This is a genomic window from Pseudomonas sp. CCI1.1, assembly GCF_034348165.1.
Lineage (GTDB): Bacteria > Pseudomonadota > Gammaproteobacteria > Pseudomonadales > Pseudomonadaceae > Aquipseudomonas > Aquipseudomonas paracarnis.
On sequence record NZ_CP133780.1, the window covers coordinates 4,415,608 to 4,430,760 of the forward strand.

At 60.7% G+C, this 15,153-nt stretch carries 14 protein-coding genes; 5 read left to right on the plus strand and 9 right to left on the minus strand.

All coding sequences use genetic code 11. The features are described 5' to 3' along the window. Positions 1 to 115: 115 nt before the first annotated feature. Positions 116 to 1,519: a NorM family multidrug efflux MATE transporter gene (locus tag RHM69_RS20090; protein WP_019819813.1), complete on the plus strand. Its 1,404-nt coding sequence runs from the start codon at positions 116 to 118 to the stop codon at positions 1,517 to 1,519. A gap of 64 nt (positions 1,520 to 1,583) precedes the next feature. Here the strand turns inward: RHM69_RS20090 and RHM69_RS20095 are convergent, their stop codons facing one another. Further along, on the minus strand, positions 1,584 to 3,248 hold the full coding sequence (locus RHM69_RS20095; RefSeq protein ID WP_014720467.1) for a putative bifunctional diguanylate cyclase/phosphodiesterase: 1,665 nt from the start codon (positions 3,246 to 3,248) through the stop codon (positions 1,584 to 1,586). 266 nt (positions 3,249 to 3,514) lie between these two features. On the opposite strand from RHM69_RS20095, the gene rep reads away from it, so the two are divergent. Both rep and RHM69_RS20105 read left to right on the plus strand, forming a co-directional pair. Then, positions 3,515 to 5,524 (plus strand): DNA helicase Rep, encoded by a 2,010-nt coding sequence (rep, locus tag RHM69_RS20100; RefSeq protein WP_005792464.1) that lies wholly within the window; start codon positions 3,515 to 3,517, stop codon positions 5,522 to 5,524. 58 nt (positions 5,525 to 5,582) lie between these two features. Beyond that, complete coding sequence (locus RHM69_RS20105; protein WP_003195447.1) at positions 5,583 to 6,155, plus strand: xanthine phosphoribosyltransferase; 573 nt, start codon at positions 5,583 to 5,585, stop codon at positions 6,153 to 6,155. Positions 6,156 to 6,271: 116 nt separating this feature from the next. Here the strand turns inward: RHM69_RS20105 and RHM69_RS20110 are convergent, their stop codons facing one another. From RHM69_RS20110 to dadA, 6 genes are all read right to left on the minus strand, one after another. Further along, positions 6,272 to 8,194: an acetyl-CoA hydrolase/transferase C-terminal domain-containing protein gene (locus RHM69_RS20110; protein ID WP_014720468.1), complete on the minus strand. Its 1,923-nt coding sequence runs from the start codon at positions 8,192 to 8,194 to the stop codon at positions 6,272 to 6,274. A 138-nt stretch (positions 8,195 to 8,332) separates the two neighbouring features. After that, positions 8,333 to 8,743, minus strand: a complete 411-nt coding sequence (locus tag RHM69_RS20115; protein WP_019819811.1) for a c-type cytochrome — start codon at positions 8,741 to 8,743, stop codon at positions 8,333 to 8,335. A gap of 182 nt (positions 8,744 to 8,925) precedes the next feature. After that, complete coding sequence (locus tag RHM69_RS20120; RefSeq protein WP_014720470.1) at positions 8,926 to 9,474, minus strand: cupin domain-containing protein; 549 nt, start codon at positions 9,472 to 9,474, stop codon at positions 8,926 to 8,928. A gap of 116 nt (positions 9,475 to 9,590) precedes the next feature. After that, positions 9,591 to 10,664 (minus strand): alanine racemase, encoded by a 1,074-nt coding sequence (gene alr, locus RHM69_RS20125; RefSeq protein ID WP_060766886.1) that lies wholly within the window; start codon positions 10,662 to 10,664, stop codon positions 9,591 to 9,593. An 80-nt stretch (positions 10,665 to 10,744) separates the two neighbouring features. After that, positions 10,745 to 11,098: a RidA family protein gene (locus tag RHM69_RS20130; RefSeq protein ID WP_019819809.1), complete on the minus strand. Its 354-nt coding sequence runs from the start codon at positions 11,096 to 11,098 to the stop codon at positions 10,745 to 10,747. Then, complete coding sequence (gene dadA / locus RHM69_RS20135; protein WP_014720473.1) at positions 11,070 to 12,371, minus strand: D-amino acid dehydrogenase; 1,302 nt, start codon at positions 12,369 to 12,371, stop codon at positions 11,070 to 11,072. The genes RHM69_RS20130 and dadA overlap by 29 nt, the downstream gene beginning before the upstream one ends. Before the next feature lie 156 nt (positions 12,372 to 12,527). On the opposite strand from dadA, the gene RHM69_RS20140 reads away from it, so the two are divergent. Then, positions 12,528 to 13,016 (plus strand): Lrp/AsnC ligand binding domain-containing protein, encoded by a 489-nt coding sequence (locus tag RHM69_RS20140; protein ID WP_003176896.1) that lies wholly within the window; start codon positions 12,528 to 12,530, stop codon positions 13,014 to 13,016. Between the two features lie 71 nt (positions 13,017 to 13,087). On the opposite strand, the gene RHM69_RS20145 is transcribed toward RHM69_RS20140, so the two are convergent. Further along, complete coding sequence (locus RHM69_RS20145) at positions 13,088 to 13,441, minus strand: YkgJ family cysteine cluster protein (protein WP_003195461.1); 354 nt, start codon at positions 13,439 to 13,441, stop codon at positions 13,088 to 13,090. Positions 13,442 to 13,556: 115 nt separating this feature from the next. Between RHM69_RS20145 and RHM69_RS20150 the strand changes: the two genes are divergently transcribed. Further along, positions 13,557 to 14,849 (plus strand): NAD(P)/FAD-dependent oxidoreductase, encoded by a 1,293-nt coding sequence (locus RHM69_RS20150; protein ID WP_200599380.1) that lies wholly within the window; start codon positions 13,557 to 13,559, stop codon positions 14,847 to 14,849. On the opposite strand, the gene RHM69_RS20155 is transcribed toward RHM69_RS20150, so the two are convergent. Beyond that, a complete protein-coding gene (locus tag RHM69_RS20155) occupies positions 14,850 to 15,074 on the minus strand; it encodes a DUF1127 domain-containing protein (protein WP_014720475.1) in 225 nt (74 codons plus the stop codon). Positions 15,075 to 15,153: the final 79 nt, after the last annotated feature.

Genomic DNA, 15,153 nt, shown 5'->3' on the forward strand with positions numbered 1-15,153 from the left:
AGAATCGCTCAAGCATGAGTTTTAATCATGCCAACGATCGCTTTTATCCTTTTGTGCAATGCGCTGAATGCGCCGAGAATCAACCCTTCCCCACCTTCCTGATTATTCGAGTGTGATGATCATGCAACATCCGGCACGTACCGAACTCTGGGCCATTCTGCGGCTGTCGGGGCCGTTGATTGCCTCACAGTTGGCGCACATGCTGATGGTGCTGACCGACACCCTGATGATGGCGCGCCTGAGCCCCGAGGCCTTGGCAGGCGGCGGCCTGGGCGCGGCGAGCTATTCGTTCGTGGCGATCTTCTGCATCGGCGTGATCGCAGCCGTGGGCACCCTGGTCGCCATTCGCCATGGCGCGGGCGATATCGACGGCGCCACCCGCCTGACCCAGGCCGGGCTGTGGCTGGCGTGGTTGATGGCGCTGGCGGCGGCGTTGCTGTTATGGAACTTGAAGCCGGTACTGCTGATGTTTGGCCAGACCGAAACCAACGTGCAAGCAGCCGGGCAATTTCTGACGATCCTGCCCTTTGCCCTGCCCGGCTACCTGAGCTTCATGGCTCTGCGCGGCTTTACCAGCGCCATCGGCAAGGCCACTCCGGTGATGGTGATCAGCCTGTGCGGCACCGTGGTCAACTACCTGCTCAACCATGCCTTGATCGAAGGCATGTTCGGCCTGCCGAAACTGGGCCTGATGGGCATCGGCCTGGTGACTGCCATCGTCGCCAACGGCATGGCGCTGGCATTGATGTGGTACATCCGCAGCAACCGGGCCTACGCCGCTTACCCGCTGGGCACCGGCCTGCTGCGCCTGAATACCCATTACCTGCGCGAGCTGTGGCGCCTGGGCCTGCCGATTGGCGGCACCTATGCGGTAGAGGTCGGGTTGTTTGCCTTTGCGGCGTTGTGCATGGGCACCATGGGCAGCACGCAGTTGGCGGCGCACCAGATCGCCCTGCAGATTGTCTCGGTGGCCTTCATGGTGCCGGCGGGGATGTCCTACGCGGTGACCATGCGCATCGGCCAGCATTACGGCGCCGGGCAGTTGCTGATGGCACGCCTGGCCGGGCGAGTGGGCATAGGATTCGGGGCCATGGTGATGTTGGGGTTTGCGGCGGTACTGTGGCTGTTTTCCGACCCGCTGATCGGACTGTTCCTCGACCATGACGACCCGGCGTTCCATGACGTCATCGTCCTGGCGGTGAGCCTGCTGGCCGTCGCCGCCTGGTTCGAATTGTTCGATGGCGTGCAGACCATCGCCATGGGTTGTATCCGTGGCCTGAAGGACGCCAAGACCACCTTCCTGGTGGGCCTGGGTTGCTATTGGCTGATTGGCGCACCGTCGGCCTGGTTGATGGCGTTCACCCTGGGCTGGGGGCCCACCGGCGTCTGGTGGGGCCTGGCACTGGGCCTGGCGTGTGCGGCGGTGAGCCTGACCTGGGCGTTTGAGGCGAAGATGAAGCGGATGATTCGGCAGGAGCCAGATGCTCCTGTTGGTTTCCAAGCGGCACTGCCTGACTAGCGAGTACACGCGGTCCATGTGGGAGCTGGCTTGCCTGCTCCCACATTTGAACCACTTTGAAGGCTTAGCCCAACAGCGCCTGCTGGCTTTGACCAAACAGCAGGTATTCCACCAGCTCCGGCAACGGCAACGGCTTGCTGATCAGGTAACCCTGGACCTGATCGCACCCAAACAAGCGCAAAAGTTCAAGTTGCTCAGGGGTTTCCACGCCTTCGGCGACCACTTCCAGGTTGAGGTTGTGGGCCAGGTTGATCATGGCGTGCACCAGCTTGCGGTTTTCTTCGCGCTCTTCCATGCCGCCGACAAAGCTCTTGTCGATCTTCAACAAGGCAATCGGCAGGCTGTTGAGGTGCACAAACGACGAAAAACCGGTGCCGAAGTCATCCAGGGAAAACCGCACACCCAGCCGGCCAAGGGCGTCCATGGTCTGCTTGACCAGGTCGCTGCGGCGCATCACGGCGGTTTCGGTCAATTCGAACTCCAGCCATTGCGCTTCCACGCCGCGCTCGGCAATCAGGCGGCTGAGGGTAGACAGCAACTGACTGTCCTGGAACTGGCGAAACGACAGGTTGACCGCCATGTGCAGCGGCGGCAGGCCGCGTTCACGCAGGTCTTGCATGTCGCGCAGGGCTCGGGAGATCACCCAGTAGCCCAATGGCACGATCAAGCCACTCTGTTCGGCCAGCGGCACGAACTCGCTGGGCGGCAACAAGCCGCGCTCGCCGTGACGCCAGCGCACCAGGGCTTCGAGGCCAACGATATGACCGTCGTCCAGGTCCAGGCGCGGCTGGTAATGCAGCTCCAACTCATCGCGACGCAAAGCCCGGCGCAGTTCACTTTCCAGGTCGGCCAGGCTGCGGGCGTTGCGGTTGATGCGCTCATTGAAGATATGGAAGGTGCAGCCCTGGGTACTTTTGGCCTGCTGCATGGCGATATGGGCGTGCCACATCAACGGGTCGGCGCCAGCGCGGGCTCGAGCATGGGCCATACCCAGGCTGCAACCAATCAACAGGCTTTCACCATCCACCCAGTAGGGCTCGGCCATCACTTCGGTGATGCGCTCAGCCATCCACTCGGCGCGCTGAGGCGCCCGGCGGGTATCGATCAACAAGGCAAACTCATCGCTGCCCAGGCGCGCCAGTTGGTCCCCGGCTTCGAGCTGGCTCTTGAGCCGCGACACCACTTGCAGGATCAACCGGTCGCCCGCCTGATGGCCGAGAGCATCGTTGGCATGACGAAAATTGTCCAGGTCCAGATGACCGAGGGCCAGGCCACGGCCGTCATTGTCCGCCAAGCGTGCAGCGAGCAAGGTCTGGAAGCCCTGACGGTTGGCAATACCGGTGAGCGGGTCCTGCTCGGCCAGGCGCTGCAAGGTATTCTCCAGCACGCCGCGCTCGCGCACATGGCGCAGGCAGCGGCGCAATGTGTCGGCGTCCAATGCATCCAACACCAACCAATCGCTGACACCCAGCGGCGACACCAGTGGCTCCTGCTCCAGCAGCAATACACACGGCAGGCTGCACCGGCCAGGGCCTGGCTGCAGGCTGGGCGTGGTCAATAACACAGCACCCTGGTCGTCATCGAACAGGCGGCTTACCGAGTCCCAGTTGGGCGCACTGATCAGCACAGCCCCTTCGCCCATCGGCGCCAGGCACTCGCGCAACAACGCTGCCCACTCAGGCTCATCGGCCAGCAGCAGCAAACGCAAGGGTTCGACAGGCGTAGACACGCTAACTCCCTAGACTCTGCAAAATTTCATTAGCGGTGCCATTATGACGTGCGGCCTGACAATGACAAAGGATGACAAATGATAGGTGTTATCAAATACGCAGACTGTAAATAATCGTCTCGGATATTCCTCCACATCCTGCGGCAAAGTAGCAAAACCGGCAAATTTAGATCGAGTGGTACGTCACACCGTCGTTCTATGGCAGCAGAATCTTTCCAGCCTGTTAAAATGCCCGCCCTTTTGAACAACGACCCCTAAAATTCCGTATGTCCCGACTCAATCCCCGGCAGCAAGAAGCCGTGAACTACGTCGGCGGCCCTCTATTGGTGCTCGCCGGTGCAGGCTCCGGCAAGACCAGCGTGATCACGCGCAAGATCGCGCACTTGATCCAGAACTGCGGCATCCGCGCCCAGTACATCGTCGCCATGACCTTCACCAACAAGGCGGCACGGGAAATGAAAGAGCGGGTCGGCACCCTGCTCAAAGGCGGCGAAGGCCGCGGCCTCACCGTGTGCACCTTCCACAACCTGGGCCTGAACATCATCCGCAAGGAGCATGTGCGACTGGGCTACAAGCCCGGCTTCTCGATCTTCGACGAGACCGACGTCAAGGCCCTGATGACCGACATCATGCAGAAGGAATACGCGGGCGACGACGGCGTAGACGAAATCAAGAACATGATCGGCTCGTGGAAAAACGACCTGATCCTGCCCGCCGAAGCCCTGGAGGCCGCACGCAACCCCAAGGAGCAGACCGCCGCCATCGTCTACACCCACTATCAGCGTACGCTCAAGGCGTTCAACGCGGTGGACTTCGACGACCTGATCCTGCTGCCGGTCAAGCTGTTCCAAGAGCACAAGGACATCCTGGAGAAGTGGCAAAACAAGGTGCGCTACCTGCTGGTGGACGAATATCAGGACACTAACGCCAGCCAATACCTGCTGGTGAAGTTGCTGATCGGTACGCGCAACCAGTTCACCGTAGTGGGCGACGACGACCAGTCGATCTACGCTTGGCGCGGCGCCCGCCCGGAAAACCTGATGCTGCTCAAGGAAGACTACCCCTCCTTGAAAGTGGTGATGCTGGAGCAGAACTACCGCTCCACCAGCCGCATCCTGCGCTGCGCCAACGTGCTGATCTCCAACAACCCCCACGAGTTTGAAAAACAACTGTGGAGCGAGATGGGCCATGGCGACGAGATCCGTGTGATCCGCTGCCGCAACGAAGACGCCGAAGCCGAGCGCGTGGCCGTGGAAATCCTCAGCCTGCACTTGCGCACCGACCGGCCCTACAGCGACTTTGCGATCCTGTATCGCGGCAACTACCAGGCCAAGCTGATCGAGCTGAAATTGCAGCATCACCAGGTGCCGTATCGCCTGTCGGGCGGCAACAGCTTTTTCGGACGCCAGGAAGTCAAAGACCTGATGGCCTACTTCCGGCTGATCGTGAACCCGGACGACGACAACGCCTTCCTGCGCGTGATCAACGTGCCACGCCGGGAAATCGGCTCCACCACCCTGGAAAAGCTCGGTAACTACGCCACCGAACGCAAGATTTCCATGTATGCCGCCACCGACGAAATAGGCCTGGGCGAACACCTGGATACGCGCTTCACCGATCGCCTGTCGCGCTTCAAGCGTTTCATGGACAAGGTGCGCGAGCAGTGCGCCGGCGAAGACCCGATCAGCGCCTTGCGCAGCATGGTCATGGACATCGACTATGAAAATTGGCTGCGCACCAACAGTTCCAGCGACAAGGCCGCGGATTACCGCATGGGCAACGTCTGGTTCCTGATTGAAGCGCTGAAGAACACCCTGGAAAAAGACGAAGACGGCGAGATGACCGTCGAGGACGCCATCGGCAAGCTGGTGTTGCGCGACATGCTCGAGCGCCAGCAAGAAGAGGAAGACGGTGCCGAAGGCGTGCAGATGATGACCTTGCATGCCTCCAAGGGCCTGGAATTTCCCTACGTGTTCATCATGGGCATGGAAGAGGAAATCCTCCCGCACCGCTCCAGCATCGAAGCCGACACCATCGAGGAAGAACGCCGCCTGGCCTACGTGGGCATTACCCGCGCACGTCAGACCCTGGCCTTCACCTTTGCCGCCAAGCGCAAGCAATACGGTGAAATCATCGATTGTGCCCCCAGCCGGTTCCTGGATGAACTGCCGCCGGACGATCTGGCCTGGGAAGGCAATGACGACACGCCCACCGAGGTGAAGGCCGTTCGCGGCAACACCGCCTTGGCGGACATACGCGCGATGTTAAAGCGCTAGAATCGACTACTTTTTAATCTACTTTCGGCGCACAACGCGCCATTAGAGGAAGCTTTCCGTGGAAGCACTGCACAAGAAAATTCGCGAAGAAGGCATCGTGCTTTCCGATCAGGTCCTCAAGGTTGACGCCTTTCTGAACCACCAGATCGACCCGGCACTGATGAAACTGATCGGCGACGAGTTCGCCGCACTGTTCAAGGATTCGGGCATCACCAAGATCGTCACCATCGAAGCGTCGGGCATTGCCCCGGCGATCATGACCGGGCTGAACCTGGGTGTGCCGGTGATCTTCGCCCGCAAGCAGCAGTCGTTGACCCTCACGGAAAACCTGCTGTCGGCCACGGTGTATTCCTTCACCAAGAAAACCGAAAGCACCGTGGCGATCTCCCCGCGCCACCTGACCAGCAGCGACCGCGTGCTGGTGATCGATGACTTTTTGGCCAACGGCAAGGCGTCCCAGGCGCTGATCTCGATCATCAAGCAGGCCGGCGCGACCGTCGCCGGTTTGGGCATCGTGATCGAGAAGTCGTTCCAGGGTGGGCGTGCAGAACTGGATGCACAGGGTTATCGGGTTGAGTCGCTGGCGCGGGTGAAGTCGCTGGCCGGTGGTGTCGTGACCTTTATCGAGTAATCACTGTGTGGGAGCTGGCTTGCCTGCGATAGCGGTGTGTCAGTCGACAGAGATGTCGACTGACAGGCCCTCATCGCAGGCAAGCCAGCTCCCACATTAGCTTTTGCGTTGCGCTGTCAGTGGGCGGTGGCCTGTAGTCCGGCCAGCAGCAAGCGTTGATACAGGTCTTCCTTGATGCCCTCCGGCTTATCCAAGCGCATCCGCTGCAAATGCTCGGGAAACGCCTCCGGCTCCGGCGCGTCGAGTGCCGCCTTGCCCAACTCCAGAATTTCCGTGAGCTTGAATTTGCTCTTGAGCCAGTTCAGCGCTCGTAACAAATCCCGCTCTTCATTCGTGAAGTCGCTGCCCAGGGGGTATTCCGGGAACAGGCGACGATGCCTAGCCTGAATCGCCTGAAGCCGCTCTGGCGTGTTGTCGGCGAAACGGGGATCCAACTGGAAATCCTTGGGCAGTTTGCCGGCCTTTTGCGCCTGCTCAATCAAGTCGTGCTGGAACCTTGAGTCAGTGATGTTCAGCAACGCTTCGATCACCTTGGCATCCGTCTGACCGCGCAAGTCGGCAATGCCGTATTCGGTAATGACGATATCGCGCAGGTGCCGGGGAATGGTGCAGTGGCCGTACTCCCAGACGATATTGGAACTGACCTCCCCCGCCGACTCACGCCAGCTGCGCAAAATCAGGATTGAGCGTGCGCCTTCCAGCGCATGCCCCTGGGCCACGAAATTGTATTGCCCGCCCACACCACTGAGCACGCGACCGTCTTCCAACTGATCAGCCACGCCAGCACCGAGCAAGGTGACCATGATGGCGCTGTTGATAAACCGCGCATCCAGGCGCTGCAGGCGCTTGAGTTCTTCCTGCCCGTACAGCTCGTTGATGTAGCTGATGCGGGTCATGTTGAATGCCTGGCGCTTGGCATGGGTCATTTCCTGCAGGCGCTGGTAAAAACTGCGCGGCCCCAAGAAGAAACCGCCATGAATCGACACGCCATCAGGTTGCGCCGCGTCGTCCAGGGTGCCCGCGTTGGCCTGCATCTGGGTCGCCACATCCGGGTAGACCTTGCGCCGCACGATCCCGGCATCGGCCAATACCAGCAGGCCGTTGACGAACATCTCGCTGCAACCGTAAAGGCCACGGGCAAACGGCTCAACGCCGCCTTCGCGGCTGATCAACGGTGCCCACTGGTACACATCCAAGTCGGTGAGCAACAGGCGATAGGCTTCGTTGTCGGCCTGGCGCGCCAGCAGGGCAGCCGTCAGGGCATCGCCCATGGAGCCGATGCCAATCTGCAACGTACCGCCATCACGCACCAGGGTGCTGGCATGCAGGCCGATAAAATGATCCTGAAAGCCCACCGGCATATTCGGGGTGGAGAACAACGTGGTGCTGTCTTTTTCATCCAGCAGGTAGTCGAACTCATCCATGCCCAACTCGGCATCGCCAGGCATGTAGGGCAAATCGCTATGGACCTGGCCGACGACCAGGATGGTCTCCCCGGCCGCGCGGCGCTTGGCGATCATGGGCAGCAGGTCGAGAGTGATATCCGGGTTGCAGCTCAGGCTCAGGCGGTCGGGATGCTCGCTGCTACTGGCAACCAATTGCGCCACCAGGTTCAGGCCGGCGGCATTGATGTCGCGGGCCGCATGGCTGTAGTTGCTGCTGACGTAATCCTGCTGCGCCGCGGCGCTGTGGAGCAGGCTACCGGGCTGCATGAAGAATTGCTGCACACGGATATTCTTCGGCAGGCTGCCCCTGTGCAGGTCCGCGAGGAAATCCAGTTCGGGGTAGTCGCCAAACACCCGTTCGATGAAGGGTTCGAGAAAGCGCTTTTGAAGACCATCACCCTGCGTAGGCCGACCCAGGCTCAGCGCGGTATAAAGCGTCAGCGCCCGTTCGGGCAACTTTGCGATACGCCGGTACAGCGCGTTGACGAACAGGTTGGGCTTGCCCAGCCCCAGCGGCATGCCCATGTGGATATGCGCCGGCAGGCGCTCCAGTACGTCGTCAACTGCTTGCTCGATTGAACACAACTGCACCATCCGACTGCTCCCGAACATTCCATGAATTAGGGGTTGGACCGAGCTTGCCGGGTCTTTGCTGCAATGAACAGCCTGAATACCAAATCGCGGGCACAAAAAAGCCGCTCGTAAGCGGCATTTTTGACGAAGATCGACCGATTACAGCCCGGACATCTTCTTGATCGCACCCTTGAGGTCGTCGTCCGAGCAATCAGCGCAGGTGCCTTTGGGCGGCATGGCGTTGATACCGGTGATGGCCTTTGCCAGGATGCCATCGAGGCCACCTTGATGGTCGGCGCGCTCTTTCCATGCGGCGGTGTCGCCAATTTTTGGCGCACCCAAAAGGCCGCTGCCGTGGCACGCGTTACAGTGCTTGGCGATGATATCATCGGGGGTTTTCGCGCCGCCGCCGCCGGCTGCCACGGCAACTTCCATGCCCTTGCATTCCTGGCCCTGGACGCAAACCTGGCCCACAGGCTCCAGGCGCTTGGCAATGTCATCATTGGTCGCAGCTTGAGCGCTGACAGCCCATAGGGCCAGTACGGTTGCTGGTGCAGCCAGCATTTTCATAATTAGGTTCACGCGTTCACCCTCAATGGTGGCTATTCACGCCTGCGGCCACGGTTTCGCAGGCGGCGAAAGTATAACGGTTAGCCCGCCTGGCCGAAACAACCCTATTAAATAAAGGGAGATTCGGCCTCACGGTGTACAGCTGCGGGAACCTCTGCAACGCTGGCAGGGCGCCTCTATTCTTAAAAGTTCGCAGGTGTGGCTGCGCTGATTAGTCGCGCCGGCACGTCGAACGGATTGCGAAAACGATGAGGCCTGGTGCTTTCAAAGTAGTAGCTATCGCCCGCTTCGAGCACAAAAGTTTCAAGGCCGACCACCAATTCCAGGCGCCCTTCCACCAGAATTCCGGTTTCTTCGCCTTCATGAGTGAGCATTTCTTCGCCCGTGTCGGCACCCGGAGGGTAGATTTCATTGAGAAATGCGATGGCCCGGCTTGGGCGCGCCCGGCCCACCAGTTTCATGGTGACGGCACCGTCAGAGATGTCGATCAGCTCATTGGCTTTATAGACGATCTGCGTCGGTATTTCCTGGAGGACTTCTTCGGAAAAGAACTCGACCATGGACATGGGGATACCGCCCAGCACCTTGCGCAGGGAGCTGATCGAGGGGCTGACGCTGTTTTTCTCGATCATCGAAATGGTGCTGTTGGTGACGCCCGCACGCTTGGCGAGCTCACGCTGGGAAAGACCTTTGAGTTTACGGATGGATTGCAGTCGTTCGCCGACGTCCAATGCAGGAGCCTCCTAGGATTCAGGCTTTGTTGTAATTGAGCGTTATCATGGCGACAGCGTTCAGTATTTACAACACTTGGGCCTAAATCCCGGCGTGCTCGGTTCGTTGCCGGCGGCTAAGCGCCGCTATAGAGCCTTGGCACTCGGCGCAGATTGCAGAAAATCTGATAAGGGATGGTCTCGGCGGCCACGGCCACATCGCTGGCGAGGATGTGCTTGCCCCACAGCTCTACGGTGGAACCAAGGCCCGCCTGGGGCAAGTCGGTGAGGTCGACACACAGCATGTCCATGGACACGCGCCCCAGCAGCCGGCTGCGCTGGCCAGCGACCAGCACCGGTGTGCCGGTAGGCGCATGGCGCGGGTAACCGTCGGCATAGCCCATGGCAACCACGCCGATGCGCATCGGCTTGGGCGTGACGAACCTGGCGCCATAGCCCACCGGCTCACCGGCCGGCAATTCGCGTACGCAGATCACTTTGGACTCCAGGGTCATCACCGGCTGCAAGCGCGCCGCAATGGCCTGGTCTTCGCCAAAGGGCGTTGCGCCGTAAAGCATGATACCGGGGCGCACCCAGTCGCTGGACACGCTCGGCCAGCCCAATACAGACGGTGAGTTGCGCAGGCTGACCTCAGCCGCCAGCCCCTGACGCGCCGCCTCAAACACCGTTACTTGTTCGTTGCTGCTGACGCAATCGAGCTCATCGGCGCGGGCAAAATGACTCATCAGCACGATTTTCGCCACTTTGCCACTCGCCAGCAGGCGCTGATACGCCTCCTGGTAATCCTTGGGGTGCAGGCCCACACGGTGCATGCCCGAGTCCAGCTTCAGCCACACTGTCAGCGGCTTGCTCAAACGAGCTTGCTCGATGGCGTCCAACTGCCACAGCGAATGCACCACGCACCACAAATCCTGCTCGATGATCAGCGGCAACTCGTCGGCTTCGAAAAAACCTTCCAGCAGCAACACCGGCGCACGAATGCCGGCGGCGCGCAGTTCCAGCGCTTCCTCGATGCACGCCACCGCGAACCCGTCGGCTTGCGCCTCCAGTGCCTGGGCCACGGGCACCGCGCCATGGCCGTAGGCATCGGCCTTGATCACGGCGAGGGCCTTGGCCCCGGTGACTTCTCGGGCCAATTGGTAGTTATGGCGCAGGGCTTGGAGATCGATCAGGGCACGGGCTGGACGCATGTCGGCAGGCTTCTAGGCAGCAAAGTCAATAAAAAAACCGGTGCAGACCAACAACGCCGGCACCGGGAGAGGGATCATTGTTAAGACAGCGCAGCCACGACTGACAGCTCTACCAGAATCTCGGGTTCGCACAGCTTGGCTTGCACAGTGGCGCGGGCCGGGGCGACGCCTTTGGGCAGCCACTTGTCCCACACCGCGTTCATGCCGGCGAAGTCGGCGTCGATGTCTTTCAGGTAGATCGTCACCGACAGCAACCTGGACTTGTCAGTACCGGCCAAGTCCAGCAAGCGCTCGATATTGACCAGGGTTTCACGGGTTTGCTGTTCAATCCCGGCGCTCATGTCGTCGCCTACCTGCCCTGCCAGGTACACGGTACCGCTGTGGACAACGATCTGGCTCATGCGCTCATTGGTGAGCTGGCGCTGGATTGACATGTTGTGCGGACTCCTGGTGGTTGCCATAACGGGAAATATCGAGGCCTGCGGCGCTGATCTGCGGCGTTTTCTTCGCCATCAGGTCGGCCAGCAAGCGACCCGAACCACAGGCCATGGTCCAACCGAGGGTACCGTGGCCTGTATTCAGGAACAGGTTCTTGAACGGCGTGGCACCCACAATCGGCGTGCCGTCTGGGGTGGTCGGGCGCAGGCCGGTCCAGAAACTGGCTTGGGCCAGATCGCCGCCCTGAGGATAAAGGTCGTTGACGATCATCTCCAGGGTTTCACGTCGCCGCGGGTTCAGCGACAGGTCAAAACCGGCTATTTCAGCCATGCCACCGACGCGAATACGGTTGTCGAAACGGGTGATCGCGACTTTGTAGGTTTCATCGAGAATGGTCGAGGTCGGCGCCATTGCCGGGTTAGTGATCGGCACGGTCAGCGAGTAGCCCTTGAGCGGGTACACGGGCGCCTTGATGCCCAATGGCTTGAGTAACTTGGGCGAGTAACTGCCGAGGGCCAGTACATAGCGGTCGGCGGTTTCCAGCTTGCCGTCGATCAGCACACCATTGATGCGGTCGCCTGCGTAGTCCAGGCGCTGGATGTCTTGTTCGAAGCGGAATTCCACGCCCAATTGTTTGCACATGTCGACCAGGCGCGTGGTGAATATCTGGCAATCGCCCGTCTGGTCGTTGGGCAGGCGCAAGGCACCCGCGAGGATATCGGTGACGCTGCCCAGAGCCGGTTCAACCCGGGCAATGCCGGCGCGGTCGAGCAATTCGAATGGCACGCCGGACTCTTTCAGCACGGCGATGTCCTTGGCGGCACCATCGAGTTGGGCCTGGGTGCGGAACAGTTGGGTAGTCCCGAGGCTGCGCCCTTCGTAGGCAATGCCGGTCTCGGCGCGCAATTCGTCGAGGCAGTCGCGGCTGTACTCGGACAGGCGCACCATGCGTTCCTTGTTTACCGCGTAGCGGCTGGCCGTGCAGTTGCGCAGCATCTGCGCCATCCACAGGTATTGGTCGATATCAGCAGTGGCCTTGATTGCCAACGGCGCGTGGCGTTGCAACAGCCACTTGATCGCCTTGAGTGGCACACCCGGCGCGGCCCAGGGCGAAGCATACCCAGGGGAGACCTGGCCGGCGTTGGCGAAACTGGTTTCCATGGCAGCGGCAGGCTGACGATCAACCACCACGACATCAAAGCCGGCCCGCGCCAAATAATAGGCACTGGTCACCCCAATGACGCCGCTACCCAAGACCAGAACGCGCATTTTTATATCCTCATCGCGGGCTTGGCCGCTGACGTGTGTTATTCGAGCAATGATGAGCGCAGTGTAAAAAACAATCGACAGTGCATTTCACTATATAAATGCCTATATTTGGCGACAATTCTTGGCAAAAACCCTTTTGACAGAGGCGTATCCCCTATGCGTACCAACACCCAGACCAAACGGGAGCTGGACAAGATCGACCGCAATATCCTGCGCATCCTGCAAACCGACGGGCGCATCTCGTTCACGGAGCTGGGGGAAAAGGTCGGGCTGTCCACCACGCCCTGCACCGAGCGCGTGCGGCGCCTGGAGCGCGAAGGGATCATCATGGGCTACAACGCACGGCTCAATCCCCAGCATTTGAAGGGAAGTTTGCTGGTATTTGTCGAGATCAGCCTGGATTACAAGTCGGGTGACACCTTTGAAGAATTCCGCCGAGCCGTGCTGAAACTGCCTCACGTGCTGGAGTGCCATCTAGTGTCGGGTGATTTCGACTACCTGGTGAAAGCGCGAATCTCGGAGATGGCTTCGTACCGCAAATTGCTGGGCGATATCCTGCTCAAACTCCCCCATGTGCGCGAATCCAAGAGCTATATCGTGATGGAAGAGGTGAAAGAAAGCCTGAACCTGCCGATCCCTGACTGACCCACTGACACAACACGGTCAAATGTGGGAGCTGGCGTGCCTGCTCCCTTGGTTTTAACCGAGTAAATCCGCTAGACCAACACCTGCCGGGTACTCGCCATGTACTCATGAATCTGCTTCTCCACCCGCGGATGAATCAGCTCCACTGGCCGGCGGCCATTAGGGCACGGCAAGGTCTTGGTGGTGCCGAACAGGCGACAGATCAGCGGCCGCTCGTCATACACCGTGCAACCCTTGGGCCCCAGATGCACGCAGTTCAGCTCGTCCATCGCCGCCTCTTGCTCGGCAGCGGTCTTGCGCGGCAGGCGCGACATTTCCTCGGGCGAGGTGGTCACCGGCCCACAGCAGTCGTGGCAACCGGGGACGCACTCGAACGAAGGAATCTGGCGACGCAGCGCGCTGATTTTCTGACTGTTGCAACTCATCGAAACCTATACCGAACGGCGAATAGACGTGGATTCTGACGCAAAACGCCCCGCGCAGACAGCGTCGTGCGACCACTGTATCCTGCGTCAAATTTTCCAGACAGGGAGGTTCCCCATGACCGCCAGCGCCCGGCACACCGCTTCCTACTACGCCGCCAGCAGCGTGCCGCAACCGGATTACCCGACGCTGACCGGTGAGGTAAACGCCGATGTCTGTGTGATCGGCGGGGGGTTCTCCGGGCTCAACACCGCCTTGGAATTGGCCGAGCGCGGCTTTCGCGTGGTGTTGCTGGAGGCGCGCAAAATCGGTTGGGGCGCCAGCGGGCGCAATGGCGGCCAGTTGATTCGCGGTGTCGGCCACGGGCTGGATCAGTTCACCCAGGTGATCGGCAGCGACGGCGTGCGCCAGATGAAGCTGATGGGCCTGGAAGCCGTGGAGATCGTGCGCGAGCGTGTGGAGCGCTTCCAGATCCCCTGTGACCTGACTTGGGGCTACTGCGACCTGGCCAACAAACCCCGCGACCTGCAGGGCCTGACCGAGGATGCCGAAGAGCTGCGCAGCCTGGGTTACCGCCACGAAGTGCGCCTGTTGCAAGCCAGCGAGATGGGCACCGTAATCGGCTCTGATCGCTATGTAGGCGGCATGATCGATATGGGTTCCGGCCATCTGCACCCGCTGAACCTGGCACTGGGTGAGGCTGCCGTTGCCCAGCAGTTGGGCGTGGCGCTGTACGAGCAATCCCAAGTGACCCGTATCGACTATGGCCCTGAGGTCAAGGTGCACACCGCCCAAGGCACTGTGCGCGCCAAGACCCTGGTACTGGCCTGCAACGCCTACCTGAACGGGCTCAACCCGCAACTGAGCGGCAAGGTGTTGCCCGCCGGCAGCTACATCATTGCCACCGAGCCCTTGAGCGAGGCGCAAGCCACCAGCCTGTTACCGCAGAACATGGCCGTGTGTGACCAGCGCGTGACGGTGGATTACTTCCGCCTGTCCGCCGACCGTCGCCTGTTGTTCGGCGGCGCCTGCCACTACTCCGGTCGAGACCCCAAGGACATCGGCGCCTACATGCGGCCGAAGATGCTGCAGGTATTCCCCCAATTGGCAGACGTGAAAATCGACTACCAATGGGGCGGCATGATCGGCATCGGCGCCAACCGCCTGCCGCAGATTGGCCGCCTGGCCGAGCAACCCAACGTGTATTACGCCCAGGCTTATGCCGGCCATGGCCTCAACGCCACGCACCTGGCGGGCAAGCTGCTGGCCGAGGCCATCAGCGGCCAGCAACAGGGGCGCTTCGATCTATTCGCTCAGGTGCCACACATCACCTTCCCCGGCGGCAAACACCTGCGTTCGCCGTTGCTGGCACTGGGGATGCTCTGGCACCGCCTCAAAGAACTGCTCTGATCAATCGCGCCAGAAGGGTTTCAAACCCTCACGGCGCGCCTGCTCGGCGGTCAGCCCGATGTCGCGTAACTGCTCGCGGCTCAGGTCCAGCAGGGCCTTGCGCGTATGGCGACGGCGCCAGAACAGATGCCAGCGGCCAGGCGCCGCGGCAGTGAGCGCCTGCTCCTGCCCCGCTTCCAGTTCCTGACTGCGTAACGCCAGCCGTACATCGCTCATGCCGCTCATTTGACTGCCCCTCATTGGCCTGTTGCCTTGAGTGACCAGCATGCGCGGGCGGCCAGAACCATTACAGATTCAGCCAACT